Genomic DNA, 26,796 nt, shown 5'->3' with positions numbered 1-26,796 from the left:
CCGTCCCGATCGAATTGAGGGTAAAACAAGCCTTGAGCGACAGACCGCGAACGTTCGTAAACGCGTGTTTACGGTACAGTTTAACATGGCGCTTTCGAGACCGCAACGGTGGGGAGTAAAGAAAAACCTTTCAAAATAAAGGCAAAGCGCAAACGTCCGCACGTTTGCGCTTCAGGTCGATTCGGCAGCCGGAGCAAACTCACCCGCTAGACCGCGAACCGGTTGATCGTTCTTTTCAATTCGTTTGCCAGGGAAGCGAGCGTACCCGCTCCGGCGGCGATTTCCTGCATCGAAGCCATCTGCTCTTCGGTGGAGGCGGAGACGCTGCCGGTTTGATCGGCGGCTTGCCGGGCGATCTCCGTCATTTGTCGAACCGTCTCCGCCATGTCCGACATGTGCGATCGGATCTCCCCGATCGCGTCCGATACGCCGTCGGTCTGCTCGGAAACTTCCTGAACGGCATGGACGATTCTCCCGAACGATTGCGCCGCGGATTCGATTTTCGTCTTACCGCCGTCCACGGCCTGGAGGTTGGCGTCCATCAGCTCCTTGGCCAGTTGGATTTCACGGCGGATCTCACCGACCGTCTCCTGGATCCGCGAGCCGGAGTTGGCCGAATTCTCCGCCAAACCACGGATCTCTTCGGCGATGACCATGAATGCCTTCCCGTGCGCGCCGGCTTGAGAGGCCGCGATGCCCGCGTTCAGCGCCAAGATCCGCGTCTGGAACGAGACCCGACCGATCAGTTCCATCGTGTCGTCGATGTCGCGGGATTTTGCGTGCAGCGATTCGATGATATCCGCGGCCCGACGGACCTTGCCGTCGACGTCATGGACGTGGTCGACCGCGGCCCGAAGCGTCTCGTGGCCTTCGGCGGCCGTTCGGAGCGCGAAAGACGATACGCCGGCCATCGATTCTATGAGGCAGGAAATGTCGTCCAAGCGGCTGGACGTATCCGCCGCCTTTCCGTTCGCGGCGGACATCGCTCGCACTTGCTCGTCGCTCCCCGCCGCCACGGCCAGCACCGCTTCCGCGATTCCTTCGGCAGCCTTCGTCGTCTGCTCCGTACTTAGCGTGAGCTGTTCGGAAGTGCCTGCGACCAGTTCGGCGCTGTCGTTCATTTGCCGGATGACGGCGCCGAGCTCCCGGGTCATGCGGTTGAAATCGGCCGCCATCTCGCCGATCTCGTCCCGGGATCGGACCGCGGCGGTTTGCGTGAAGTCGCCCGCCGCCATCGCGGCGGAAAGCCGGCTGACCTGGCTGATCTGCCGTTTCGTGTATCTCGCGAATAGATAGATAACAAGCGAAACGGCCAGCAGCGTCAGCGCGATCGCAAGAATGGATTGGATCAGAAGCTGGCGAAGTGGACGGTACAATTCCCGTTCAGGTATTTGCAAGGCCAGCTTCCAGCCCGTAAGCGGAACTTCGGCATAATAGACACGGACTTTCCCTTCCTCGTCGGCATATTCCCCCAGCCCGTCCGGAGAAGCCAAGATAACTTGTCCCAGAGAAGCCAAGCCCCGGTTGGCGTCCTGCGCGATATTCACCTTCAGCAGTTTCGAGCCGTCTCGGTCCGCGATATAGTCGCCTTGTTTGTCCAGCAGGAATGCCCGGCCGGTCTCTCCGACCCGGATTGACGCCACCGCTTGCTGGAGGCTTTCGAGATCGACGTTCGCCGTCACGACGCCGCGGAATTTTTTATCGTAATGGTAAAAAGGGGCGGTCGCCGTCAGCACGTCGGATTTCGAACTTTCGTCGTAATAGGGATCGGACCACACGACGGCCCGATCCGTGTCGCGGCCGATCCGGTAGAATTGCCGGCTCGGGTAATCGTATTCCTTCGTGCTGGATTCGAGCGTGTACTGCACTTGCCCGTTAAAGCGGTAAGCATAGGGACCGAAATACTCGAGATATTGTTTGTACTGGCGCGGCTCGAACCAGACGCCCACGCCGAACGTATCCGCGTTGGCCGACAGGAACTTCATGATCATGTCGATCAAGGCTTCCTGTTCGATATGGTCGGCGGAGGCCTCGACGGCACGCGCGAGCGTCTCGGGAATTTTCGCATGCGCCGTCAATCGGGTTTGGATCGATTGGATCGTGGCGTCCAGCTGTTGCTGCATCTTGCTCTCGATTTCCCGGTTGATGAGCGTTTTCGAATTTTGATAAGTGATCGCCGACAAGGCCGCCATGGCCGCAACGACAACCGGCAGGACGATCAGCATGATGCGGGTGCGTATGCTTCGGATCGCAGGGATACGCATGGGTGAATGCCTCCTCAGCCTGAGGTCAGCCTTTGGTCCGCAGTCGATCCAGCAAGACCGCAGCCACGATGACGAAGCCTTTGACGACTTGCTGCCAGTAGAAATCGACGTTTAACAGCGTAAGGCCGTTCACGAGAACGCCGATGATCAGCACGCCGATGATCGTCCCCTGTATTTTGCCGAAGCCGCCTACGAAGCTGGTACCGCCGAGCACGACTGCGGCAATCGCGTCCAGCTCGGCGCCGACGCCGATCATCGGCTGCCCCGAGAACAGGCGGCCCGCCATGACGACTCCGGCGATGCCGGCGAGCAGCCCGCTGATGGAATAGACGTTCAGCAGGGCGCGCTTGACCTTGATTCCCGTGAGCCGCGCGGCTTCTTCATTCCCACCGATGGCGTAAACGTGCCTGCCGAACATCGTGTACTTCAGCACGAAGAACATGATGATATATACGATGGCCATGATGTAGATCATCGCGGGAATTCCGGCGATATAGCCGGATCCGACGAATTTGAACGTGGAATTCGAGAGCACGATCGGATAACCTCCGCTGATGACGTAAGCCAGTCCGCGGAGATACGTCATGCTTCCGAGCGTCACGATGAACGATGGAAGCTTGGGATACGCCGTGAAATAACCGTTTACGGCGCCAGCCGCATAGCCGATCGCCGCTCCTCCGAGCATCGCGAGGACGGGGTTCACTCCCGCGTTCGTCATCATGACGGACAACACGCCGGACAACGCCATCGTGGAACCGACCGAAAGGTCGATGCCGCCGGTCAGAATCACCATCGTCATTCCCGCCGCGAGAATCGCGGTAATGGAAATTTGCTTCAGCACCGTGATCACGTTGCTGATATCCGTGAAATGAGGAGCAAACACCGCCATAACCGCGCACAGAAGGATCAGGATCACCAGCATGCCCAATTGGTTGAAGTAAAGCATGAACTTCTGTTTCGAAATCGTACGTCCCGCCGTTTGAACGGTCGTCTCCATCTATTTCATCTCCCCGGTCGCATAATGCATGATCTTCTCCTGCGTCGCTTCCGAACGGGGCAGTTCGGCCCGGATCCTTCCCTCGTGCATGACCAGGATCCGGTCGCTTACGCCCAGGATTTCCGGCAGCTCTGAAGAGATCATGAGCACCGCCAGCCCTTGCTCGGCAAGCTTGCTGATGATTTTGTGGATTTCGGTTTTGGCGCCGATATCGACGCCCCGCGTCGGTTCGTCCAGCAGCAGCACTTTGGGCGCGATCGACAGCCATCGGGCGATGACGACCTTCTGCTGGTTGCCTCCGCTGAGCCCCATCACGTTCTGCTCCTTGGTCGCCGTCTTCACGCCGAGGTCCCGGATGTAGCCTTCGGCGTCCTCATTCATCCTGCCGTATTTCAGCAGGCCGGCTTGCCTGTATACGCGAAGCTGCGCCATCAGGATGTTTTCCTTCACCGACAGGTTCGGAAACAACCCTTGTTCCTTCCGGCTCTCGGGAACATGGGCGATCCCTTGCCGCATCGCGTCGGCAGGAGACGCGATGCGCGTCTCCACCCCGTCGATCAAGATCTTGCCCCCCACGAGCGGGCTAAGTCCGAATATTGCGCGGACCAGTTCCGTCCGTCCGGCTCCCACGAGCCCGGCGACGCCCACGATCTCCCCCGGATACAGCTTGAGGGAAACACCTTTGACCGCATTCTTGTCGGAGACGTCCCTCAGCTCCAGCACGGGAACGGCACCGGCCGAGCGGACCGTCGCTTCGCCTGGCTGACGCTGGAACAGTTCCTTGATTTCCCGGCCGACCATCAGCTTGACCAGATGATCGGGATTCGTCTCGGCGATGGGACCGCTCGCAATCCATTGCCCGTCCCGCAAGACGCTGAACCGGTCTGAAATGCGGAAGATTTCGTCCATCCGGTGCGATATATAGACAATGGCTACGCCTTTTCTTTTCAAATCCCGGATGATTTCGAACAGCTTTTCGATTTCTTTATCCGTTAAAGACGCCGTCGGCTCGTCCATGATCAGGATTTCGGAATTGAAGGACAGTGCCCGGGCAATCTCGACCATTTGCTGCTGGGCTATGCTTAACGCGGATACGCTTAAACGCGGATTCAAGTCCGATCCGATCGAACGCAGAATTGCCGCCGCCTTGTCGTGGATCTCGCTCCACTTTACGAGCCCCAGACGGTTCTTCGGGAATGTCGTGCCCATCAGAATGTTCTCGCCGATGGACAGGTTCGGTGATAAGCTGATTTCCTGGTGGATGACGCTGATCCCTTGGTCCCTGGCCTCCATGGGGCTATGCCATTGAACCGGACGGCCCTTGTAAGCGATCGTGCCGGAATCCGCCCGGTATACGCCCGCCATGATCTTCATGAGGGTCGATTTACCCGCTCCGTTCTCGCCCATGAGGGCATGAACTTCGCCTCTGTGCAGCTCGATATGCACGTTATTCAGCACCCTGACGCCGGAAAACGACTTACAGACCGCCTCCATCCGCATCACCGGATTCGGCAGTGCGGGCTGGGCCTCCTCTGGGCTCTTGGCGTTTCTTTCTCGTAAAACTTCCATTTCCGGCACCCCCCCTCGTGATCGGACAAGAGCGGCGCCCGCACCGGGACGCCGCACCTCGCCATTCAGGCCATTACCAGCCTTTGTAAGTATCCACGTTGTCTTGCGTGATCAACTGAGGAGGAATCAAGAATTGCGGTTCGACCTTCTCGCCTTTGATCACTTTCAGCGCCAGCTCGACGCCTTGGATCGCCATTTGGTTCGGGAATTGGGCGGAAGTCGCCGCGTAGCTTTTCTTCTCTTTCAACGCGTCCGCGGCGCTCGGAGCACCGTCGACGCCGACGATGAAGAACTCGTCCTGGCGGCCGGCTTGCTCTTGCGCGATTTTGACGCCTACGCCTTCCTCGTCGTTGATGCAGAACACCGCATCGATTTTCTTGTTCGCCTGCAGAATGCTTTCCATCAGGGTGAGCGCCTTTTCGCGGTTGCCTTCGCCGTTCTGGTTGGCGACGACTTTGATGTCCGGATATTTGGCCAGCACTTCGTTGAAGCCTTTGATGCGGTCCGTCACGGCGGAAACCGGCGGCCCGTCGATGACGACGATGTTGCCTTTCCCGTTCAGGCGCTTGGCCAGGTATTCGCCGACTAGGCGGCCCGCTTCCACGTTATCGGTCATCACGACGGAGTCGATGCCGCCTTCCGCGCTGCCGTCCAGAGCGACGACCGGAATGTTGGCCGCTTTCGCTTGCTGTACCGCGCCCGCGATGCCCTTGGAATCGAACGGGCTGAGCAGGATCAAGTCGACCTTCTGCGTGATGAAGTCCTCGATTTGCTGGGTTTGCTTTGCCAGATCCTGGTCCGCCGCGACCACGGTGACTTCGGCGTTGTATTTGGCGGCGACTTCCTGCGCGCCTTTGGACATCGCGACGAAGAACGGGTTCGACAGATTCGGGACGGTAAGGCCGATCTTCAGCTTTTTGGCCGGCTCTTCGCTCGGCTTAGCGGACTCGGAAGCCGCAGGTTGGCTGCTTTGGGAAGCGCTCGGGCTCGGGGAGGATTCTTCTTTTTTACCGCCGCAAGCCGATAGGACCAGCGTCAGCGCGAGCATCATGAGAACGACGAGTTTATAGGATTTCATAAAGGTTAAAGACCTCCGATTAGATAATGGTGGTGACGCATGCCTGGTAAGGGTTGAACATCGCAACCCTTTGTTGCACAATACAAATAGGCTTGCTTTTAAAATCGACAAGATTTTTGGGCAGGTTGGAATACGGGTGTGAACGACCGGGCTGCAACCATTCGCCGTGGATTAAGCCGTCGTTCGCACTCGTTCTTTATTTGTTGCCTGTATCGCTTTCCGAATGTCTGACCAACTCCCTTTGTACCTCTCATTACCTGCATGGATTTTCCCGATGGCATCACTCCTTTCGCCGAATGACCGTAATCGCTTTCATACGTACCCTGCAAAATTCCGGTCTTCAGATCGGAATCTTGCCTTTCAGCAGCGCTTCGACTTCGGCCCTTTCCGGAATGGAAGGAATGCCGCCGCGCCGGGTGGTCGCGAGCGACCCCATCGCGTTGCCGAATGCGGCGATCGCTTCCAGCTTGTCTGGGCCGAGAAGTTTGAGAGGAATGTCCTCTTCCAAAATCCTTCCCAGCACGCCGCCGAGAAAAGCGTCTCCCGCGCCGGTCGTGTCCACCGTTTCCACGCGGAAAGCCGGCACGCTTCCCGTTACCGATCCCGCCCTGTAATAACAGCCCCTCTCGCCTCGGGTGACGAAGATCAGCGTCGTCCCGTATGTCTCCGCGATTTGCCGGGTCCCCTCCTCTAGATCTTCCGTCCCGATCAGGAAAGCCAGTTCTTCCTCCGATATTTTCAGAATGTCCGCATAGGGGAAGACGCTTAAAATCGTCCGTTTGGCGGTATCAGCCTCCGGCCATAGCGGAAGCCTTAGGTTCGGATCGTAGGAAATCGCGAGCCCCCGGTTTTTGGCATGGTCCAAAGCCCGCAGCGTCGCCGCGCGGGAAGGCTCGTCGGTCAAAGAGATCGAGCCGAAATGGAACATCTTCGCGCTGCCGATCAGACCGAGATCGACTTCCTCCGGCTTCAGCATCATATCCGCGCCCGGTTTCCGATAGAAAGTGAAGGTACGGTCTCCCCGATCATTCAGTTCGACGAACGCCAAGGTTGTGTTCTCCGTTTCCGAGAAAACCATTCCTTCGGTCGAAATGCCGTTATTCCGAAGGATGCCGGCCAAATATTCGCCGAACGAGTCCCGTCCGACTTTGCCGATAAAGGCCGTCTTCCTGCCTTGCTTGGATAAGGCTGCCAGGACGTTGGCCGGCGCGCCGCCGGGATTTTTCTGGAAATAAGAATCCTTTCCTTCCGCCATCTTCTGCGGTGTGAAATCGATCAAAAGCTCCCCCAGAGCCACTACGTCGTACATGAGGCACCTCGTATTTGTCGAAATGGCTTTCTTAACGTTCAATTGGATCCGCGGCAAACGACGGCTTCGATCTTCAAACCTTTCGCCGCCAATTCTTTCAGTCCGTCTTCCGAAGCCTCGTCGTCCGTCACGAACGTATCGATTTCGGAAAGAGCGGCGTATTTGACGAGATTCACTTCCCCGATTTTGGAGGAGTCCGCGAGCAAGACCGTCTTCTTGGCGCTCGCGATCATCTTGCGTTTAATGCTGGCTTCGTCTACGTTCGGCGTGCTGAGGCCCGCTTCGGGGTGAATGGCGTTCGTGCCGACGAATGCCGTATCCACATGGATCATGCCGAGGATTTGTTCCGCGAACGGTCCGACCAGCGACCAGATTCCTTTACGGAGAGAACCGCCGATCACGATCAGCTCGATCCCGTCGAAAGCATGGAGTTCCTGCGCGACCGGGATCGCGTTCGTAACGACCGTGAGCTTGCGAAAGCGCTTAAGTTCCTTGGCCAAGTAAAGCATTGTCGTGCCGGAATCGAGCAAGATGACATCGCCCTCGCGGACGAGCTCAGCGGCTTTGGCGGCGATGGCTTTCTTGGCTTCCCCCCGGCTGATTTCTTTCTCCAGGAAGGTGGGCTCGAAATTGACGTTCTGGGGAAGGATCGCCCCGCCGTGCGTCCTCTTCAGCAAATTCGCTTCCTCGAGTTCCTTCAGATCGCGCCGGATCGTGGATTCGGACACCCCGAGCCATTGGTTCAGGCTTTGCACGTCCACGCGCAGGGTCTCGTTCAGGATTTCCATGATCTTTCTTTTGCGTTCCGCCTCGTACATATTCCCACGCTCCATCAACACGCACGCACCGATGCGTCGATTGCTGTACGCATGATCGTTTGCGATTTATATTTGAATGTTTTATATCGTTTGTGATCGTTTTTGACCGTTTATGACTTCATTATAGCCTCTCTTTTTTTCCTGTCAACGTGGTGAACACAAGAAAAAAACACATTTACTTCAACGAGAAAAACGTTTAACTTAATATCTGTGCCTTTCCGTGAAAATACAAGATTTGGATAACGGGAGTTGAGGCCGATGCCTTCTTCTGAACGAAATTGCGATTTCGTGCTCGCTGGAAACATCAATCTGGATTTCATCCCGGCGTTCATAGCTTCCCCGGGAGCCGAGGATTCCTGGTCGGCAACCCTCGTGCCCGGCAAACTGATCGAGGTCGGTCCGGCCGTCTTGTCGACCGGGGGCTCGGTGGCCAATACCGGCCTAGCTTTGCGCCGGCTCGGGCACACCGCTTCGCTGTTCGCGCGGATCGCGGACGACGATCACGGCCGCGCGATCCGCGACCTACTTGACCGTCAGGCGCCGGGCGCCTCCGACCACCTGATTCTCAGCGCTTCCGGATCGACCTCCTATACGATTGTCATGAGCCCACCAGGCATGGATCGTCTGTTCCTGCACGGTCCGGGCGTTAACGACCAGTTTACGGATGCTGACGTTCCTCTAGCCCCGCTGTCCGGCTGCAAGATATTCCATTTCGGCTATCCTCCCGTCATGCGGAGGATGTATGCCGAGCAGGGACGGGAGCTCGAGGCGCTGTTCCGCAAAGCGAAGGGCGCCGGGGCAGTCACGTCGTTGGACATGTCGAAACCCGACCCCCAATCCACCTCCGGTAAGGTGGATTGGAGGACGATTCTGGAAAGGGTTCTCCCGTTTACGGATCTGTTTCTCCCCAGCTTCGAGGAAATCCTGTTCATGCTTCGCCGTGAATGCTATGAGGATCTCGAGAGAACGCATGGCTGCGGCAACGCGGCGAAGGGGCAAACCTTGGGGATCGTTCGTGAACTGGCGGGAGAAATGATCGCTTACGGTTGCGCAGTCGCCGGGATCAAACTTGGGGACCAAGGCTTCTATTTGCGGACGGCGTCCGACACTTCGCGGCTGGCCCCCCTGAAGAGCAAACTGGGTTTGGACGACGCCGAATGGACCGGGCGCGAGCTGCTCTCTCCATGCTTCGAGACGGCGGTGGCCGGCACGACGGGCGCGGGAGACTGCACGATCGCGGGTTTCCTTGCCGGGCTTGCAAGGGGCCAATCTCCCCGGCAAGCGTTGACCTCCGCGGTCGCCGTCGGCGCCTGCAGCACCGAGCATCCGGACGCGACGAGCGGGATTCCCCCCTGGGAGTCGGTCCAGCGGCGAATCGATGCAGGCTGGCCGAGAATCGTCACCGCCTCTCCCGGCTTCGACTGGCGACGCGACGAGGAATTCGGCTTGTGGGTCGGAAGCCTGGACGGCGGGTTCGGCGCCGCTTGAAAAAAAGGACCGGAGTGAAACGGCATTACCGCCGCACTGCTCCGGTCCTTCTCCTTATCGCGCTTCCTGCCAAATGGATTTTATGACGGATACGCTCATCGATACGATTCCGATCTCTCCGCCCTTCGCGTAAAACTCCAATCCCATTGATCCGGCGCTCGGGAAAATGAGGTCCGTCATGGCGAGCTCGCCTTCGCCCGCGAAAACCTCCACGGAAGACCGGTCGACGAACAGCTGCAGGCGCAGACGCCCGTCGCGGACGGTAATGTCGGCCTCATGCCGGCAGGCGAATCCTTCGTGGAAGTCGCTTTGCCCGGAACGCGACCGGTCGACGAACACGCGGCCCGTGCTCGCGTCGTACCCGACGACCGTCTCCTCCGCGCCCGATTTCCGCACGCGGAAGCCGAGTTCCTCCGCGCCGCGCAACTCCAATTCCGCCGTGATTTCCAGACATTCCGCCTCAAGCCCCGCAAGCGGATTTTCGCCTTCCTTCACCGTCACGTCCCGCAGCTCGCGTACCGATTCGCGAAGCGTCACGATATCGTCCACGGGTTTCTGGACCAACCTCGTTCCCGCTGCGCCAGAACGAAGCTCCAGCACGCGGGGAAGCGTCAGCGCCCCCCTCCAAGCATCCGTCGGCGTCTGGTTCGCGTATTTCCAGTTGCTCATCCAGCCTATCAATAACCGGCGTCCGTCGTCGCCCGGCACGTCCGACCACGTCACCGCCGCATAATTGTCGCGTCCATGATCCAGCCATAAAACCGAATCCCCGTCGTTCTCGTTCACGAACTTGTCGCCGTCGAACGATCCGACGAAGTACTGCGTCCTCGAACCGGCCGGTTCGTCCGGATTGTCGCCGATGCTGACGATCAGCACCCACTTGCGGCGCCTCTCGTCGCCGTCGACCGGCAGCTCGAACAGGTCGGGGCATTCCCATACCCCATCGTGCGATCCTTCCGTCTGCCCGAATTCGCTGCGGAAAGTCCATTCCTTCAAATCCGGCGAAGTATAGAACGCGATGCGGTCGCCCGCCGCGATCGCCATCGCCCATCTCCCTCTCCGCTCATCCCAGAACACTTTCGGATCCCGGAAGTCCGTAAAGCGGGCGTCCGTCAACACCGGATTGCCGGCGAACATGGCCCACGTTCTTCCTTTGTCCTTGCTGTACGCCAGGCTCTGCCGCTGGCGAGACTCGCCCGTCTCGGGGTCGGAATCGTCCTGCGTGAAAATCGCGACCAATCCCGTACCGCCCCCGAAAAAGCCGCTGCTGTCCTTCCAATCGACGACGGCGCTTCCGGAAAACACGGTTCCGTTACGGTCGGGCCGCAAGGCGATGGGATGCTGTTCCCAACGGACGAGATCCTTGCTGACCGCATGCCCCCAATGCATCGGTCCCCAGACCGTGCTTCCGGGATGGTGCTGGTAAAACAGATGGTACTCCCCTTCGTAATACACCATTCCGTTCGGATCGTTCATCCATTGGGCCGGCGGAGAATAGTGGAATTGAGGCCGGTAGGTTTCGTCATATGTTAAAGTGTTCAGCAAGTCCATCTTCTCCCCTACTTCTTCTGACTTCCGGATTTTCCGGTTTCGAAGGCGGGCATCATCTCCCACACCTCGATCGACGCCTCCCGAACTTCCCCGTCCGCCCATAATCGGAGCCCCAAGGCATCCGATCGGGAAGGGTAAGCCCTCGTCGTGAGGCTTCGCACCCCGTTGGCGTAACCCTCGATCAGCGACCGGTCCACGAAAACGCGCAGCCGGAACTTTTCGCCCTTCGCCAAAACCAGCGGGCCTCCCTGAATTCCCCGGGTCCGTTCGGCCGGGTCCAGCGTCGTGCGCTCCCTGTTGACCATGAGAGCGCCGGCCTCCCGGTCGTAATACAGCACCGTCTCCTCTTCGCCGTCCGGCGTCCGCCTCAAGGAAAGTCCATATCTAACGGCGTCCGCTTGCTCGAAAGACACGCCGATTTCCAGCATGTCGCCTTGAACGCCGGACAGGCCGGCATTGATGTCCTCCATGCCGAGGCCGGACGCCTCGAACAGCTTGCGGCCCCGCAATCGGGCGATTTCCCCGATCGGCTCGATGCCGAGGCGGCCGTCGTCCCTCAGCGTCACCGACACGGGCATACCCGCGCCATGCGACCAGCCGCAATCGTAATCGATCTCCGGCGTCCGTTCGCCTTGCGCGATCGTGAACAGCAGAGACCGTCCAGTCTTCGGATCGACCATGCCGCTTGGGCCCGTAAAATGGAAATCCCCGACGTCGATGATCTCCGGCTCCTCGCGGTCCGGCACGAAACGGCAGCGATCCGGATCCCAACTTCCGATCCAGTACACGACTTCGACTTCGGCGCCCGGCCCCCAGGGGCTGATCAGCAGGACGTGCTTGCCGGACGCACGGCCGTCCGCCCGCGGCAGCGGAAGCAGCACCGGAAGCTCCCAAGCGGTCCCGAGTTCCGGGTATTCTCCGTAGTCGCTCAAGTACAGGCAGCCTTTGCACGACCATTCCTTCATGTCCGGAGAATGGTAAACTGCGGCCGTGCCGCCCTTGTCCGGAATTCCCGTGCCGACGAGCATGAACCATTCTCCCCGTTCCCGCCAGACGAACGGGTCGCGGAATTCGGGCAGCCAATTGGCTTCCGCGCTTTGCATGACGATCGGCTCCGGGTGTTTGATCCAATGCACGAGATCGTTATCCCCGTCATGCGGATACGTGCTCCGTGCCAAGCCCACCGCCTGGTTCGGCCTCCAGGCATTGTTGCCGGCCGTGAAAAACAAAGCCGGATACCCTTCCTCGTCCAGGCATGCGCTCCCCGACCATACCCCTTCGGGATCCAATATCGCGTCCGGTCTCAGCGCCGGCGGGAGGTCCCTCCAATGGACAAGGTCCTCGCTCACCCAATGCCCCCAGTGAATGTAATGCCAAAAAGGCCCCTGCGGGTTGTATTGGTAAAACAGATGGTACAGTCCGTTAAAATAGATCGGCGCGTGCGGCTCGTTCATCCAATGCGAGGGAGCACTCAGATGATACTGCGGACGGTGGCAGTCCGATGCGAATCTCTCCCGGCCCACCCCGAAATCCGCCGGTTCTACGGCCGGACGCTTACCCCCGTGCGGTTCCAGGCACCTCTCGTAATACCTCGTAATCTCTTGCGCAGAGAGTGCCCGGTCCAATATCGCGAGCTCGTCGATATAGCCGCTGAAGTGGTTCATTACGAACGGTTCGACCAGCACGGCGCCGCGGTTGTTGCGGCCCACCGTCAAATCCTCCGACGAAGGGGCGATGACGGAACCCGCCGCGACGATTTTCGAAGCCGCAAGTTCACCGTTCAAATACAGCTTCATGGCCGTTCCGTCGAACGTCGCGGCCAGGTATGACCATTCCTGCAGGGGCAGCGCGGGTTCGCGCGTGCTGAGTTCGGCCCATTCGCCGCCGAGGCCCAGCTGCAGCGACCATTCCCCGTTCCGCGTCACGCCGAAGACGTAACCTTCCGCTTTTTCCCTATCATGCCGGCTGATGATCGCAGCCAATCGTTTTTCCATGCCGTACTCGTGCGTTCTGGGAGCGACCCACGCCGAAATCGTTAAACCCTCGGAAGGCTGACGGATGTCGGCCGCGGAACGGCGGATATACGTCGAATACCCGTCGAATGACAAAGCCGATCCGGAGATGCCCTTCCCCCAAGGCGGGTCCTGAGACGGCTGGAACCTGCCCTTGCGCTGTGCGTGTTCGATTTCGTCGCGGCGGCTGCCCGCCGCGTCCCAGACGAAATGCCCGCTTCCTTCGTCGAATGACCACGCCGCGAGCAGGGACCCGTTCCAATCGGTCCATAATTCTGACAAGCGAATCCCTCCGAAAACCGCGTTCCCGATAGGTGACAAGCCAGAACGGAAAAGCCGTTCCGGCTTGTGTCCAACCCTATTATTTTTGCGCGGCCATATAACGGTCGTAACCGTCTTGGTAAATCTTCAGCAAATCGTCGAGACCCATTTTCTTCAATTTATCCACGTACTGATCCCATTCGCCGTCCGTAACGCCGTTCAACAGGAATTTCGCGCGCTGGGAGTCGGTGAACGTCTGAATGTCCGGCTTAAGCTGTTCGATCTTTTTGAGCTCGTCTTCGGTGAAGAAAATGTCCGGGAACTTCTCCTTCTGCATCTGCGGAACGAAAATGTTCTTGATGTCGTCCATCCGCTGCTGGGCGCGCGCTTCCGGAGCGACGACCTTTTGGAAATCTTCGCCGGTAATGACGCCGGCCGCGCTCGGCCCAAGCTGCACTTTCTGGCGGAATTCGCCCGGATTCTGCAGGTCGGATTTCTGCACGAGTTTGCCGCTCGCGTCCTGGTCGAACCAGACGCCGACCGGACCCCAACGGACTTCGGCCGCCGTGTGCGGCTCATACAGGTAGTCCAGCCATTGCGCCGTCAGCTCCGGATTTTTGTCGTCCTTCGTGATGACGGAACCGCCGCGTCCGACGCCCGAGCCGCCGTTGTTGAATTTGACGACCATGTCCTTGAACGGCGGCACGATCGGATAATGCTTGTCGCGGTCGGCGACGACGTCCGTATGGTCCCACCACAGGAACGAGCCGAGCGTTTCCGGATCGCTTTTGCCTTTGGCGAAATATTGCGTGACGTCCTGCGTGAGGGACTCCTTGTCGACCAAGCCTTCCTCGAACCATTGATGGAAATAGGCCAGCGCTTGCTTGAACTGGGGCTGGACGGCGGCGTACGATACTTTGCCGTTGTCCACGTTCAGGTGCTCGGCGTAGGCGTTGTTGCCCGGCTGATAGGTTTTGTCCGGCATGCCGAAGGCGCCGAACAGATAGCCGATGTCCCCCGTCCAGAACGCGTTCATGAACGTCAGCGGGATTTCGTCGGCTTTGCCGTTGCCGTTGGGGTCCTGCGTTTTGAACGCCTTGAGGACGTTGTGGTACTCTTCGATCGTCGTCGGCATGGAAAGCTTCAGCTTATCCAGCCAGTCTTGGTTGATGTACAGGAAATCCGGGTTGGAGCCGATCGTCTCTTGGCCCGTGCCGAGCTCTTCGCCGCTCGGCAATGAGTAGATGTTGCCGTCCGGGGCGGTGACGAGCGCTTTCAAGTCCGGCCGCTTGTCGAAAAGCGCCTTCAGGTTCGGCATATGTTTATCGATGAGGTCGTTAAGCGGGATGATGGTGCCGTCTTTGCCGTATTTCATCAGTTCGGCGTCGGAGAATCCCGCGCCATAGAAGAAATCCGGCAGGCTGCCGCTGGCGATCAGCAGGTTCTTTTTCTCCTGGTAATCGGTGTCGACGATCGTCTCCCACTCGATATGCACATTCGTCGCGGCTTCTATTTTTTTGGCGATCTCGAGTTCGTTGAAATCGCTGGGCGCGAGCGCCGGCCTCGGGGATACGGCTTTCAGCGTGATCTTCTGTTTCAGCGGGAAAGACGCCGCGCCGCCGTCGCCGCTCGGGGACGCCGATGCGCTGCTGCCGGCCGAAGAAGCGCCGGTGGACGGAGAAGCCGAATTTTCCTCGTTTTTGCCGCCGCTGCAGGCGCTTAGCGTGAGCGCCGTCGCGACGACGAGCGCCAGAAGAGTGGACACTTTCTTATGCATTTCCGATGAACCTCCCTTGGAATGACAAGCCTCATTGCCTTTCTTTGCATAGACTTCGATGCCAAAACCAAGCCGTCGCCGCGGCACCACCTCCTTGCAGAATGAACTCAGGCTCACGCTTACCCCTTAATCGAACCGATCATGACGCCTTTGACGAAATAGCGTTGAAGGAACGGGTACAGTACCAGCAGCGGCAGCGCCGCGACGATGATGACGCCGAACTTGATCAGCTCGGTGACCCGCTGCTTCGCCAGCAGCGTATCGATATCGTTGACCAGGTTGCCGGAAGGCTGGTTCTGGATCAGAATGTTCCGCAGCACCAGCTGCAACGGGAACTTGTGGGCGTCGCTCAAATAAATCAGCGCATCGAAAAATCCGTTCCATTGGCGCACGACCGCAAACAGCACGAGGACCGCGAGAATGGGCTTGGAGACGGGCAGCACGATGCTCCACAAGTAGCGGATGTTCCGACAGCCATCGATCGCGGCGGCTTCCCGGAGCTCATCCGGAAGTTCCTGGAAAAACGTTTTCGCGATGATGATGAGAAAGGCGTCCACCGCTCCGGGAAGCACGACGGCCCACATCGTGTCGATCAGATGCAGCTGTTTCATGAGCAGGTAGGACGGAATGATGCCGCCGTTGAAAAACAGCGTGAGGACGAAGAAGGTCATGAACGCGTTCCGGCCGAAAAAATCTTTCCTCGACAGCGGGTAGGCCGCCATGATGACGAGCGCCGCGCTGACGAAGGCGCTGACGATCGCGTAGAATACCGAGTTCCGGTAACCGGTCCAGATCGTCGGTTCGCTGAAAATCCTCCGGTAGCCGTCGAACGTGAGATCTTTGGGCCACAGCCAGACTTCGCCGTTGAAAATGCCGTTCGGGTCGCTGACCGAGGCGATGACGATGAAATAGAGCGGATACAAAATCAGCAGCGTGAAAAGGCCGAGCGTGGCGTAACTGACGAGGTCGAACGCGAGGTCCGATCCCGTTCTGCGGTTTCTCATCTGAAGCTCTCCTCTCTAGAACAGTCCGTTCCCGCTGATTTTTTTGGCCGCCTTGTTGACGAACAGGAGCAGCACGAGATTGATGACCGCGTTGAACAGGCCGATCGCCGCGGAGAAGCTGTACTCCGCCCGCTGGATGCCGATCTTGTATACGTAGGTCGGTATGATTTCGGAGACGTCGACGTTCAGGTCCGTCTGCATGAGGAACGCCTTCTCGAAACCGACGTTCATCAAGTTGCCGACCGCGAGAATGAACAGGACGACGATCGTCGGCGCGATGCCCGGCAGGTCGATGTTGCGGATCCGCTGCCATTTGCTGGCGCCGTCCACGACGGCTGCTTCGTGCAAATGGGGATCGATGCCGGTGAGAGCCGCCAGGTACACGACCGACGCGAATCCCGTTTCCTGCCAGACGGTGGAGAGAATGTACAAGGGCCGGAACCAGCCCGACTCGCCCATGAACAGGACGGGCTGGCCGCCGAACAGCCGGATGATTTGGTTCACGAGCCCGCTGGAAGGTGACAGGAACACGAACATCATGCCGACGAGGACGACCGTGGAGATGAAGTACGGCGCATAGATGGTCGTCTGGATGAACCGTTTCAGCTTCTCCCGCCTAAGCTGGTTCAGGAACACCGCGACGGCGATGGGCACCGGGAACGCGATCGCCAGGTTCAGCAGGCTCAGATACACGGTGTTGCGGATGATTTCCGTGAAGTTGTAGGAATCGAAAAACCGTTGGAAGTTGTCGAATCCGATCCAGGGGCTGCCCCAAATCCCTTGGGACGCGCTGAAGTCCTTGAACGCGATTTGGACGCCGTACATCGGCCAATATTTAAAAATCGCGAAGTAGGCGACCGGAAACAAAATCAGGAAATACAGCTCGTAATTGTTCCGGATGTTTTTGAGCCGGGCGTGCAAAGCCGGCGAGCCGCGTCGGTTCCTGGCTGTCATGGGCATGTTCTCTCCCCGGTTGATTTTTGGTTTAAACGTTTGCGTAAACGTTTTTCTGAAGGGCGGCAAAAGGGTCGCTCCCGCATCAGCAAGAGCCCCTCAAGACCAATTGCGTCGGCAGGCGGTATTCCCGGAATTCCGGGTTGTCTTGGCCCTCTTCGATCCGCTTGATCATCGCCTCCGCGGCCTTCTCGCCGATCTCGAAGGAAGGCTGCCGGATCACGGTAAGCGGCGGCGTCGTGATCTTGGTCCAATCGTAATCGTCGAACCCCACCACCGCGAGATCTTCCGGAATGCGGATCTTCTTCTCCTGCAGGCAGCCCATGACGCCCATCGTGAGCACGTTGTTCGCGATAAACAACGCGGTGATGCCGCCTTCGGCGAGCAGCCGCTCCGCGCATTCGTATCCGCTCTCGAAGCTGGGCGAAGCGACTTTCACGAGCGACGGGTCATAAGGAAGCCCTTGCTCGGCAAGAGCTTTCTTGTAGCCTTCCAGCCTCTCGTTACTCGTCGAAATCCCGAGCGTTCCGGTGACGAAGCCGATCCGCCGATGCCCTTTCTCCGCCAGCAGCTTGACGGCGTTGAAGGATCCGCCGTATCCGTCGGCCACCACGTGGTCGCCGTTGTAGCCTTCCGGCTTGCGGTCGATAAAGACGACCGGGTACCGTGAACGGACGATATCGTTCAAATATCCGACGTCTTCGGCGATCGAGGCGATGATCAGGCCGTCGATGAGTTTGGAGTTGAACAGCTTGATCTGTTCCTTCTCCTCTTCCAGCTCCTCCGTCGTGTTGTTGCTCAGCAGCATCTGGTAGCCGTGCTTCTTCAGCGTGCTTTGGATGCCCTGCGCCACGGTCATGAAGAAGAAATTGGAGGTGTCGGAAGGAAGGATCGGGACGATCAGCCCGATCGTATTCGATTTCTGGCTGCGCAAGCTTTGCGCGACCGCGTTGGGCCGGTAGTCCAGCTGTTCCATCGCGCTGTATACTTTCTGTTTGATCTCGTTGGAGACGTATCTCGTGTTGTTGATGACATGCGAGACCGTCGCGATGGAAACCTGCGCCAGTTCCGCAACCTGTTTGATTCCTGGTCTCATGGCGTAGTCTCCTCAGAAAAACGTTTACGTAACCGTTTTCTTTATTTTATTGTTCACCTTCGCCCACTGTCAATCCTTTTTTTGAGGCGCTTACAAAGATAAAAAAACCGGCCGCGGAATCTCTTCGGGGCCGGCTGTAGTGTTGCTGTGCTATCAATAAGATCCGCGAATATGCTCGTGTACCTGCGCGGCGTAAAACTCGCGCAGCCGCGCGCGCTCCGCTTCCGAAAACGACGGGACGCCAAGAGAAGCCAGATTGTCTTCGACTTGCCGGACGTTTTTGAAGCCCGGAATCGCGCACGTGATCTCGGGGAAATCGAGTATCCAGCGCAACGCGGCGTGCGTCATGCTGCCTCCCCGCTCCCGTGCGATCCAAGCCAGCTCTTGCGAAAGCTCGACGCCTTTCTCGAACGGAAGGCCAGCGAACGTTTCGCCGACGTTGAACTGCTGGCCGTCCCGGTTAAAGTTACGATGGTCGTCGGCCTCGAATGCGGATCCGGCTTTGAATTTGCCGGTCAGCAGACCGCTTGCGAGCGGAAGGCGGACGAGCAAACCCGTCTTCGTGCGCGCCGCTTCCGGAAGCAGCCGTTCGATCGGCTTCTGACGGAAAATGTTGAAAATGATTTGCAGCGCTTGAACGCCCGGCCTCTCCAGGCACAGAAGCCCTTCTTCCACCGATTCCACGCTGACTCCGTAAGCGCGGATCTTGCCTTCCCGCTGCAGCCGATCCAGAACGTCAAAAACGGAGCCGTCCTGCAGGATCGCGAGAGGCGGGCAGTGGATCTGGTACAGGTCGATCGTCTCCCGTTCCAGCCTCCGCAGGCTCGCTTCGCACCACGCGTTTACCTTCTCGTAGGAGTAGGTTTGCGGATCGTGAATGTCGCCGGCACGGCAAAATTTCGTGGCGACGTGGATTTTATCCTCCATGCCTTTCGTCGCTTTGGCGAGCAGCCGCTCGCTTCTGCCGTCCCCGTAGACGTCCGCCGTATCGAAGAAATTGACGCCTTCGTCGATCGCTTTGGCCAGCGCCCGAAGCGATTCCCCCTCGTCCGTCTGACCCCATGAGCCGCCGATGGCCCACGTTCCGAAGCTGATTTCGCTCACTTTCAAACCGGTTCTGCCGAGTTCCCGGTATTCCATTGTCCGATCTCTCCTTTACTCCTCCAGCCACAAAATGCTCGTGACGCCGCGCGGATAATATTTGCTCCCGATGATTTCTCCCGCGAGGATCTGGTCGCTCCAGCTCCAATAAGACAACTCCGGATGGGTCAGCCATTCCACGTGCGCCGCATCCGCCGCGCGGCCTGCGTCGATCCACTCCAGGCCCATGATGCGGCGGGCGATGAATTGGCACAAGTAGATTTTGCTGAGCCAGGAGTTGTTGCTCGTGGAGGACAGCTTCCAGCCGCCGTCCGCGAACAAGCACACGCCGGGCACGAGCACCGTCGCCAAGTGGGTGCTTAACGACTTCAAGTATCCGACGAACCGCCCCTCCCGGTCAAGCGCCTCCTCGCATCCCGTCGCGTAAGGGAACACGAGTCCCTCGATGGCGGGAATGATGCGGGAATCGTTGCCCTCCCCGATGACCGCCGGAATATATCCTTGGTCCGTCAGCTGGGCCGCGATCGTCGCCGCGCACCGTTCCGCCTGCTGGCCGGCTTCCCGGGCGAGTTCCGCCTTCCCGCGCTCGCCGAACAGCCGCTCCAGCGCGACGTATGCGGCCCAGCACTTGCCGCCCATGTAAATGTTATTGCGCGCTTGGCCGAGCGAGACGTCGAGACTGTCGTACGTCGTGATTTCCGCGCCGCCCATCGTACGGGAGCTGTCCAGCGCCATGAGGCCGTTGCGCTTGGCCGGATCGGGATGGTCGCGGTTCAGCATGCTTTGGAAGCATTCCTCCACGATGCCGAAATTCCGGTCGAGCCACGCCCGGTCTCCCGTTTGATGGACATACACCGCCGCGCACAACACCCAGTTCACCAGCTGCTCGTGCGTCATGTGCGAGAAGCAATCGTCGATGCCGAACATCTCGTAGGACGAGTACTCCGGTCTCGAAAACACGTTGCCGACGCCCATGTCGTGCGTAAAGCTCAGCCCGCCGGGATACTCCGTCGGATCGTTCGGGAAACGCACCGTATCCCGGTAGCTGTATCTTTCCGTAAACAGGTCGAGCTCGTTTCGGACCGTCCAAGGGTTCATTTTCAGCTCGTAAAACAGCTGGTCGACGGTCAGGTCGAACGTGTTCATCATCCGGTACTCGCCTTCGTTGACGACCCAGAGCGGATCGCCGTTCACGCGGACCAGCAGCTGGGTGCTGCCGTAGTAGCTGCGGATGGCGTGCCGGAGCATGAACTTCTGGTCGTCGCTCAGCTTCGCGCCTTCCAGCAGCTGCTCCGCCTGCATGCAAGATTCCTTCAGCTCATCAAAACGGGACAACGCGTAAGCCGCGACCTCGTCGATGTTCGCAAACTGCTTCGTGTAGTAATAACGCGTGTCGATGCCGGAAGTCGCTTCGCCGCCGCGGTAGAAGCAAACGGCGAACCGGAACGTTTTACGTTCTCCCGCGGGGACGTCCGCGATCAATGCGCCGTTCATGCCGAGCGCGAACTTCCAGTTCTCCTCCAGCTTGGCGCCGAGGATTTTGTCCAGCCCGAAGCCCAGCGCGGACCTTACTTCCGGGTCGTTGGTCGCGATCGCGGTCATGCGGCCTTGTCCGATCCCTTTCAAGGCACCGCCGGTCGTATCGTCCAGAAAACGCATGTTGGAATACGGATCGTTGCCTTGGTACCCGAAGTACGCGCGGCGGGACCTCGTTCCAATCCGGTTGTCGACCGTCAGCTCCGCCAAGACGGCGGGCACCAGCGTATCCTTCAGTTCCGCTTCCGATGCGGAGGACGGCTCGGGAACGGAACGGGCCTGGGAGTAGATCCGGAACGTCAGATCCCCGGCTTCCCAAGTATCCGTGCCGAGCAGCAGCTCCCGGCGAATGTCGGAATCGGCGAAGGGCACGATCCGCGGGGCGCCGTCCGCTTCGCCGGCCGCTTCCTTCTCCACGTCGTACCTTCTGCTCTCGTCCTCATCCGACTGGAAGAAGGGGAGCGCCTGATACACGCCGGGATGGGAAGCCGACTCCAATCCGACGTATACGTTCTGGTCCGCCGGCTTGCCGAGCTCGAGGCCGAGGCCTCCCTTGGCTCCCTTGAAACCGAGCGTGAAGCTGGCGAAGGCGCCGATCGGCGCATGGTGGGCATTGTAAAAGCGGTTGCGGCTCATGGATCATTCCTCCGTTTGTTGAAGTCGAATGGTTTCGTGCGCTTACCCTTTCACCGATCCGGCGGCGATGCCTTCCACGATCCTGTTGCTGAGCAGGATGAATACGAGCAGGATCGGCAGAATGCTCAGCATCAGCGTGGCGCGTCCTCCCTTCAAGGCTAGTAAATCTTGCGGCTCCGTTCGTCGGGAATGCCGGATTTGCGGTAGAAGTAGGTGTTGATGACGTCGCGCCATTCCCGGGCGTGCTCCTCCTGGTGGATGAGCCGCTCGCGCACTTGGCGGAAGCACCCTTCGTCGATCCGGCCTTCGAGAGAATTCCACTGGGCGAGCAGATCGGCAGCCTGTTCCGCTCCCTCGAAATGGGAGTCGTAAATATGCTGGATGACGGTTTTGCCGGACTTCAGCACATGCGTGTACGGTACATGGTGGAAGAACAGCAGCAGCTCATCCGGGCAATCGGCGAGCGATTCGTATCTGGCGGATTGGGGCGGATGGTACTGTGAGGCATATCCGGTACCGGTGCCCGCGGTGCGGTCGACGCCGATTCCCTCGTGATCCGCGAAATGGTAGGTGCCCCACTTGGAATATTCGTAGCCGTCGACGTTCGGGCCGTAATGGTGATGGGGATTGACCATCCAGCCGACGCCGAGCGGTGCCGTGTAAGATTCGTAGATTTCCAGAGAGCTGAGGAGCATGTTTTGGATGATATTGATTATCGTGAGGTCGCGGCCGAAAGTCTGCATGATCCATTCTTTGGCGATTTCATCGGCGCCTAGTGCCGGGCTCCAGGCCAGCCTGCCATACCCGTACAAATTCGCCTGAGCGAGCAGGTGACCGGTCCAGTTGGCGTCGTCCCCCACATTGGATACGGCGGCCATGCCGCCGCGGCTTCTGCCGAACAATGCTCCGCTCGCGGCTTTAGCTACGGATGAACCCTCGCCGCGGGCGAACGTATCGAAATCGAGCACTTCCTTCCACTGCGGAACGAGATAGCAGAGGTGCCTCTGCTGGCCGGTATATTCCTGCGCGATCTGCACTTCCAGTAGAGTGCTGGTTGCCTTCAACCCGCCGAATAGCGGGGATACGGGCTCCCGGACCTGGAAGTCCATCGGCCCGTTTTTGATCTGCAGCAACACGTTATCCCGGAATTGTCCGTCGAGCGGCTTAAAATGGTCATATGCGGCTTTGGCCCGATCCGTCGAGCGATCGCGCCAGTCCTGCAGGCAGTTGTAGACGAAGCAGCGCCAAATGACCTCGCCGCCGTACGGTGCTAACGCGTCCGCCAGCATATTGGCGCCGTCCGCGTGGTTTCTGCCGTAGGTGAACGGGCCCGGCCGGAACTCGGAGTCGGCTTTGACCAGAAAGCCGCCGAAGTCCGGCACGTAATCGTAGATTTCCTTTGCCTTATCCCGCCACCAAGCGGCGACGTTGGGGTCCAGCGGATCGGCCGTCTCCAGTCCTCCGATCTCGATGGGCGCAGCGAAATTGATGCTCAAATACAGCCGGATGCCGTAGCCGCGGAAGAGATCTGCGACTTTTGCAACATCGGGAAGAAGCCCAGCCGTGATCAGCTCCGTTTCCCGCGGATGAACGTTCACATTGTTAATCGTTATCGCGTTGATGCCCACGGAAGCGAGCAGCCGCGCATAGTCTTCGAGGCGATCCGTGTGCGGTATGAAGCCGTTATCGCGGTAAAAAATGCTCCGCCCCGCATATCCCCGCTCGACGGAACCGTCCATGTTGTCCCAGTGGTTGATCATGCGCAGCGCGTTTGCCGGTTTTTCGCCGATGTGGATATTGCGGACGTTGGCTCCCAGTTGGAGCAACCTCAGTAAATGAAAGACCGCGTAAAGAACACCCTTGTCGGAGGCGGCGGCCAGGTAAATCGGCCCCTCCGTCTCTGAGTGGATGACGTAGCCCTCTTCACCCAGCTCATCGAAATCATATTGAGCGGTTATTTGCCGTAGTTCGGTCGAACTGTCGATCGTTCCGGCGATAATGCCGCCTGTGTCGCTCTCCGTCGGCACTCTCCCGAGCATGGAGGATAACGCCTCGGCCAGTTGCTTCCGGGCGTTCATGAGGATGAAGGAATCTCCCAGAAGGGAGTAACACGAACAGCTTGATAAGTAACTTTCACGCAGGGAAGCGTTTTCAATGTATTCGTAACGCAGCCAACAAGCATAGCCGCTGTCCGTCGAAACCGGATTCATCGCGCTGTCAACCTCCCGTAATGCGGCTCTTCCTATTAGCCTACGGGATCGGTAAAGCGAAAAAAACAAACAAACGAAAGGCGTTACTTTGAAAAACTTATATGTTTGGCGCTGGGGAGAGTAGCGAGTCTTGGTAAAACTAAATTTGCTGTAACCGGATTTTTCCCGGTTACAGTGGCAGCGGGCCGGGTTTGCCGCGTTCTAACCGGGTTTTTCCGGGTTACAGCAACAGCGAGCCGGGTTTGAAGAGTTCTAACCGGGTTTTTCCCGGTTACAGTGGCCGTGGGCGAGGTTTGCGGCGTTCTAACCGGGTTTTTCCGGGTTACAATGACTACAATAGGAGGTTTGAAGCCTTCTAACCGGTTTTTCCCGGTTACGGCGACTGTTTAACGCTAATATCTAGCGTTACACCGAGGTTGGAGAGAGTTTAAACCGCTCTAGCGCTAATTTTTAGCGTTGCACCGAGCTTAGGCGAAGCTTCAGGCAATCCAGCGTTAGTTTATAACGTTGCAGCGAAACTCTGTTCGCTCGGTGGCTTAATAGCGCTACTTTTTAACGTTGCAGTGCCGCCACCCTTCTCATACGATCCGGAACACCGGCTCTTCCGCAATGAACTGTATGGGCGTTGCCGGGAAGGCGCGCTTCAAGCTCTCGGCCAGCAGCTGCATGCCGGGCTGCTCGCTTTCGGCGTGACCGAGCAGGATCAGCGCCTTCTTCCGGCCTTGCCGCATCGCGTCGCGGACGTATTCCGGCGTCTCCCATTCCGGTCCTTCGCCGGTGATGATCATGTCAAGATCATGCTCCCGGAACATCGGGATGCACAGCTCGCCGCCGCCCCGGTAGCCGGCCGACAGCCCGATGCGGGTGCATTTCATCGCTAAATCGCCAGCCACGCGCAAATATGGCAAACCCAGCGCCCGTTTGCAATGCTCCGCCAACTCGCCCACCGTCGTCTCCGGCATTTCCAGAATCACCGCAACCTGCAGATCCTCCCGCAAATACGCCTCCCATCCCAACCTGCGAACGAGCCCCTGAATAATCTCGTCGGGTTGCCGGTAGTGCAACGCGTCGTGGCAGCGATACAAGGCGAGTCCCGACTGCGCGATCAAACCGCGTTTCTCCAATACTACCAGGTCATCGCCTTCCAACGTCTCAACACGGTCGCGATGCGCGTAAAACTCCCCTTCGTGCGAGATCAACAGGTTAGCACCGGCTCGCAACGCGGCTTCCACCACCGATTGCGAAGCCGTAAACGCCACGGCAATTCCCGTAACGGTCATGTCCGGCCGGCCAAACTTCAACCCATCTACCGTGTTTTCCGCCAAGCCGACAGCCCCTTCAATCCACTCGATCACATGCCGGACCAACGTCGTCATCCGCCTACTTCCTCTCCTATTGAATACTAATCCGTTCATACCCGCTTCCCTCAAATCTACCACCCATGTTCAGCCACCCTCTTGAAAAAAACAAGTCCCGCAAAGCCCTTTTATCCCTGATAAATAAACTCGAAACAACCGATATAAATATATGTAAGCACTATTTCTACCAATCTCGACATTTTCAGAGCACCTTAAAAAAACAAACATGTTCCCCTAAAGAACTTCATTGTTTGCGTTTTCGCAAACGAACATAATGAGGACATCAAGTCACTATCATAACTAGGGGGATGTACCATGAAGACAAGCAAGAAAATCTTCGCGGGCGTACTTGCAGGCGTTCTCGCTGTGAGCCTCGCAGCTTGCGGCAAGTCCAACAACGACTCCGCATCCAGCTCGGACGCAAGCTCGCCGGCAGCAAGCCCTTCGGCTTCCGCTTCCGCACAAGCATCCGAACCGTCCAAAGAAAACATCACGATCACGTTCCAAAACATCTATCCGGACCCTACGGATCCGAAGTACAAAATGATCCGCAAGCTCACCGATCAATACCATAAGGATCACCCGAACATCACGATCGAGCTCGACTCCCTGAACACCGACCAACAGAAGCTGAAGCTGAAAACGCAAGCGGCTTCCAAAGAAGTTCCGGACATCACGGTCGTCAACCCGGCAGCCCAAATGCAGCCGTTCGTAGACGCCGACCTGTTCGAACCGCTGAACGACATGGTTCAGAAGAACGGCCTGAAGGACACGTTCCAAGCCGGCCTGCTCGACTTCTACACCTTCAACGGCAACCTGTACGCCCTGCCTGACGGCAACAACGTCGCTCTTATCTACTACAATAAGTCCCTGTTCCAACAAGCGGGCATCGCGAATCCGCCGGCTACGTTCGAAGAGCTCGTAGCTGACGTCAAAACGCTGAAAGCCAAAGGCATCACCCCGATCGCGATCGGCGAGAAGGACTCCTGGACCGGCTCGTTCTTCTTCATGAACATCCTGCTCCGCACGAACAACGGCCCGGGCTTCCTGAAAGACGTACTGGCCGGCACGAAGAAATTCGACGATCCGGCATTCCTCGACGCCGTCAACGCGTTCGAAGACCTGGTTCAAGCGAAAGCGTTCCAAGAAGGCGCGCCTTCCTTCGACTACAATGCAGGCGAAAACCTCTTTAAGACGGGCAAAGCCGCCATGTACTTCATGGGCTCCTGGGCAACGGGCGGGATCGAAACGTCCGATGTCAGCAAGAACGGCAACGTCGGCGTCTTCAAATTCCCGACGGTTAACGGCAAAGGCGATCCGAACCAATTCATGCTCGCTCCGGGCTCCGCTTTCGCGGTTTCCAAGAACAGCAAGCACAAGCAAGAAACGCTTGATTTCCTGAACTACTTCATGCTGAACTACCCGAAAGAGCTGTTCACGACCAAAGGCGCCGTAGGTCTCGGCCAAAACGTAGAGGGCGACTTCAAAGCCGCCGGATACTCCGACATGGCGATGGAAGTTCTGGGCATGTTCAAGCAAGTTAACGGCGGAGACCTCGCGTTCGACAACACGATGAACCCGGGTACCGCTCAAGCTCACCTGACGAGCATCCAAAACCTGTTCGTCGCCAAGAAAGACGCGAAGGAAGTCGCGAAAGAACACCAAGACGCATTCGACCAAAACAATAAAAAATAAACGTTTGCCGTCGATTGGATTGCGGATGGGGACGCTCTGCGTCCCCTTTCGCCATCGGCGGGAAAGTAAAGGAGGCGTAAGC

The 26,796-nt window shown here is 58.4% G+C and carries 18 protein-coding genes and 1 pseudogene; 2 read left to right on the top strand and 17 right to left on the bottom strand.

Annotation, left to right across the window (positions count from 1 at the left end):
- Nucleotides 1-206: 206 nt before the first annotated feature.
- From EAV92_RS23350 to EAV92_RS23325, 6 genes are all read right to left on the bottom strand, one after another.
- Nucleotides 207-2,264 (bottom strand): methyl-accepting chemotaxis protein, encoded by a 2,058-nt coding sequence (locus tag EAV92_RS23350; RefSeq protein ID WP_123043306.1) that lies wholly within the window; start codon nt 2,262-2,264, stop codon nt 207-209.
- A gap of 25 nt (nt 2,265-2,289) precedes the next feature.
- Nucleotides 2,290-3,261 carry an ABC transporter permease gene (locus tag EAV92_RS23345; RefSeq protein WP_123043305.1) on the bottom strand — a complete coding sequence of 324 codons (972 nt, stop codon included), beginning with the start codon at nt 3,259-3,261 and terminating at the stop codon, nt 2,290-2,292.
- Nucleotides 3,262-4,830 (bottom strand): sugar ABC transporter ATP-binding protein, encoded by a 1,569-nt coding sequence (locus tag EAV92_RS23340; protein WP_123043304.1) that lies wholly within the window; start codon nt 4,828-4,830, stop codon nt 3,262-3,264.
- Nucleotides 4,831-4,903: 73 nt separating this feature from the next.
- Entirely contained in the window at nt 4,904-5,908 is a 1,005-nt protein-coding gene (locus tag EAV92_RS23335) for an ABC transporter substrate-binding protein (protein ID WP_123043303.1), read from the bottom strand.
- Nucleotides 5,909-6,248: 340 nt separating this feature from the next.
- Nucleotides 6,249-7,217, bottom strand: a complete 969-nt coding sequence (locus tag EAV92_RS23330; protein ID WP_123043302.1) for a PfkB family carbohydrate kinase — start codon at nt 7,215-7,217, stop codon at nt 6,249-6,251.
- 38 nt (nt 7,218-7,255) lie between these two features.
- Nucleotides 7,256-8,035, bottom strand: coding sequence for a DeoR/GlpR family DNA-binding transcription regulator (locus EAV92_RS23325; RefSeq protein ID WP_123043301.1), 780 nt, complete (start codon nt 8,033-8,035; stop codon nt 7,256-7,258).
- 258 nt (nt 8,036-8,293) lie between these two features.
- Between EAV92_RS23325 and EAV92_RS23320 the strand changes: the two genes are divergently transcribed.
- A complete protein-coding gene (locus EAV92_RS23320) occupies nt 8,294-9,523 on the top strand; it encodes a carbohydrate kinase family protein (RefSeq protein WP_123043300.1) in 1,230 nt (409 codons plus the stop codon).
- 54 nt (nt 9,524-9,577) lie between these two features.
- Here EAV92_RS23320 and EAV92_RS23315 read toward each other — a convergent pair whose 3' ends face one another.
- The 11 genes and pseudogenes from EAV92_RS23315 to EAV92_RS23265 all read right to left on the bottom strand — a co-directional run bounded on the left by EAV92_RS23315 (nt 9,578) and on the right by EAV92_RS23265 (nt 25,037).
- Entirely contained in the window at nt 9,578-11,068 is a 1,491-nt protein-coding gene (locus EAV92_RS23315; protein WP_241158369.1) for a glycoside hydrolase family 32 protein, read from the bottom strand.
- Nucleotides 11,069-11,082: 14 nt separating this feature from the next.
- Nucleotides 11,083-13,368: a LamG-like jellyroll fold domain-containing protein gene (locus EAV92_RS23310; RefSeq protein ID WP_123043298.1), complete on the bottom strand. Its 2,286-nt coding sequence runs from the start codon at nt 13,366-13,368 to the stop codon at nt 11,083-11,085.
- Between the two features lie 79 nt (nt 13,369-13,447).
- On the bottom strand, nt 13,448-15,124 hold the full coding sequence (locus tag EAV92_RS23305) for an extracellular solute-binding protein (protein ID WP_123043297.1): 1,677 nt from the start codon (nt 15,122-15,124) through the stop codon (nt 13,448-13,450).
- A 119-nt stretch (nt 15,125-15,243) separates the two neighbouring features.
- Complete coding sequence (locus EAV92_RS23300; protein WP_123043296.1) at nt 15,244-16,128, bottom strand: carbohydrate ABC transporter permease; 885 nt, start codon at nt 16,126-16,128, stop codon at nt 15,244-15,246.
- A gap of 15 nt (nt 16,129-16,143) precedes the next feature.
- Nucleotides 16,144-17,082, bottom strand: a complete 939-nt coding sequence (locus EAV92_RS23295; protein ID WP_241158368.1) for an ABC transporter permease — start codon at nt 17,080-17,082, stop codon at nt 16,144-16,146.
- Between the two features lie 85 nt (nt 17,083-17,167).
- Entirely contained in the window at nt 17,168-18,178 is a 1,011-nt protein-coding gene (locus tag EAV92_RS23290; protein WP_123043295.1) for a LacI family DNA-binding transcriptional regulator, read from the bottom strand.
- A 153-nt stretch (nt 18,179-18,331) separates the two neighbouring features.
- Complete coding sequence (locus EAV92_RS23285; RefSeq protein WP_123043294.1) at nt 18,332-19,318, bottom strand: aldo/keto reductase; 987 nt, start codon at nt 19,316-19,318, stop codon at nt 18,332-18,334.
- A 15-nt stretch (nt 19,319-19,333) separates the two neighbouring features.
- Nucleotides 19,334-21,451 carry a glycoside hydrolase family 52 protein gene (locus EAV92_RS23280; protein ID WP_123043293.1) on the bottom strand — a complete coding sequence of 706 codons (2,118 nt, stop codon included), beginning with the start codon at nt 21,449-21,451 and terminating at the stop codon, nt 19,334-19,336.
- 42 nt (nt 21,452-21,493) lie between these two features.
- A pseudogene (locus tag EAV92_RS23275) lies at nt 21,494-21,592 on the bottom strand (carbohydrate ABC transporter permease); the annotation flags it as partial.
- 17 nt (nt 21,593-21,609) lie between these two features.
- Complete coding sequence (locus EAV92_RS23270) at nt 21,610-23,661, bottom strand: alpha-glucuronidase family glycosyl hydrolase (protein ID WP_123043292.1); 2,052 nt, start codon at nt 23,659-23,661, stop codon at nt 21,610-21,612.
- 578 nt (nt 23,662-24,239) lie between these two features.
- Nucleotides 24,240-25,037, bottom strand: a complete 798-nt coding sequence (locus EAV92_RS23265; protein WP_123043291.1) for a Nif3-like dinuclear metal center hexameric protein — start codon at nt 25,035-25,037, stop codon at nt 24,240-24,242.
- 297 nt (nt 25,038-25,334) lie between these two features.
- Here EAV92_RS23265 and EAV92_RS23260 point away from each other — a divergent pair, with 297 nt between their 5' ends.
- A complete protein-coding gene (locus EAV92_RS23260) occupies nt 25,335-26,714 on the top strand; it encodes an extracellular solute-binding protein (protein WP_123043290.1) in 1,380 nt (459 codons plus the stop codon).
- The last annotated feature ends 82 nt before the right edge of the window (nt 26,715-26,796 follow it).

Origin of the sequence: Cohnella candidum (assembly GCF_003713065.1) — a bacterium.
Lineage (GTDB): Bacteria > Bacillota > Bacilli > Paenibacillales > Paenibacillaceae > Cohnella > Cohnella candidum.
This window is presented reverse-complemented; position numbering and strand designations above follow the sequence as displayed.

What these genes read in the sequence shown, in the direction of transcription:
- EAV92_RS23350 (WP_123043306.1), bottom strand. Translation starts at nt 2,264, where the DNA reads ATGCGTATCCCTGCGATCCGAAGCATACGCACCCGCATCATGCTGATC.
- EAV92_RS23345 (WP_123043305.1), bottom strand. Translation starts at nt 3,261, where the DNA reads ATGGAGACGACCGTTCAAACGGCGGGACGTACGATTTCGAAACAGAAG.
- EAV92_RS23340 (WP_123043304.1), bottom strand. Translation starts at nt 4,830, where the DNA reads ATGGAAGTTTTACGAGAAAGAAACGCCAAGAGCCCAGAGGAGGCCCAG.
- EAV92_RS23335 (WP_123043303.1), bottom strand. Translation starts at nt 5,908, where the DNA reads ATGAAATCCTATAAACTCGTCGTTCTCATGATGCTCGCGCTGACGCTG.
- EAV92_RS23330 (WP_123043302.1), bottom strand. Translation starts at nt 7,217, where the DNA reads ATGTACGACGTAGTGGCTCTGGGGGAGCTTTTGATCGATTTCACACCG.
- EAV92_RS23325 (WP_123043301.1), bottom strand. Translation starts at nt 8,035, where the DNA reads ATGTACGAGGCGGAACGCAAAAGAAAGATCATGGAAATCCTGAACGAG.
- EAV92_RS23320 (WP_123043300.1), top strand. Translation starts at nt 8,294, where the DNA reads ATGCCTTCTTCTGAACGAAATTGCGATTTCGTGCTCGCTGGAAACATC.
- EAV92_RS23305 (WP_123043297.1), bottom strand. Translation starts at nt 15,124, where the DNA reads ATGCATAAGAAAGTGTCCACTCTTCTGGCGCTCGTCGTCGCGACGGCG.
- EAV92_RS23300 (WP_123043296.1), bottom strand. Translation starts at nt 16,128, where the DNA reads ATGAGAAACCGCAGAACGGGATCGGACCTCGCGTTCGACCTCGTCAGT.
- EAV92_RS23295 (WP_241158368.1), bottom strand. Translation starts at nt 17,082, where the DNA reads ATGACAGCCAGGAACCGACGCGGCTCGCCGGCTTTGCACGCCCGGCTC.
- EAV92_RS23290 (WP_123043295.1), bottom strand. Translation starts at nt 18,178, where the DNA reads ATGAGACCAGGAATCAAACAGGTTGCGGAACTGGCGCAGGTTTCCATC.
- EAV92_RS23285 (WP_123043294.1), bottom strand. Translation starts at nt 19,318, where the DNA reads ATGGAATACCGGGAACTCGGCAGAACCGGTTTGAAAGTGAGCGAAATC.
- EAV92_RS23280 (WP_123043293.1), bottom strand. Translation starts at nt 21,451, where the DNA reads ATGAGCCGCAACCGCTTTTACAATGCCCACCATGCGCCGATCGGCGCC.
- EAV92_RS23270 (WP_123043292.1), bottom strand. Translation starts at nt 23,661, where the DNA reads ATGAATCCGGTTTCGACGGACAGCGGCTATGCTTGTTGGCTGCGTTAC.
- EAV92_RS23265 (WP_123043291.1), bottom strand. Translation starts at nt 25,037, where the DNA reads ATGACGACGTTGGTCCGGCATGTGATCGAGTGGATTGAAGGGGCTGTC.
- EAV92_RS23260 (WP_123043290.1), top strand. Translation starts at nt 25,335, where the DNA reads ATGAAGACAAGCAAGAAAATCTTCGCGGGCGTACTTGCAGGCGTTCTC.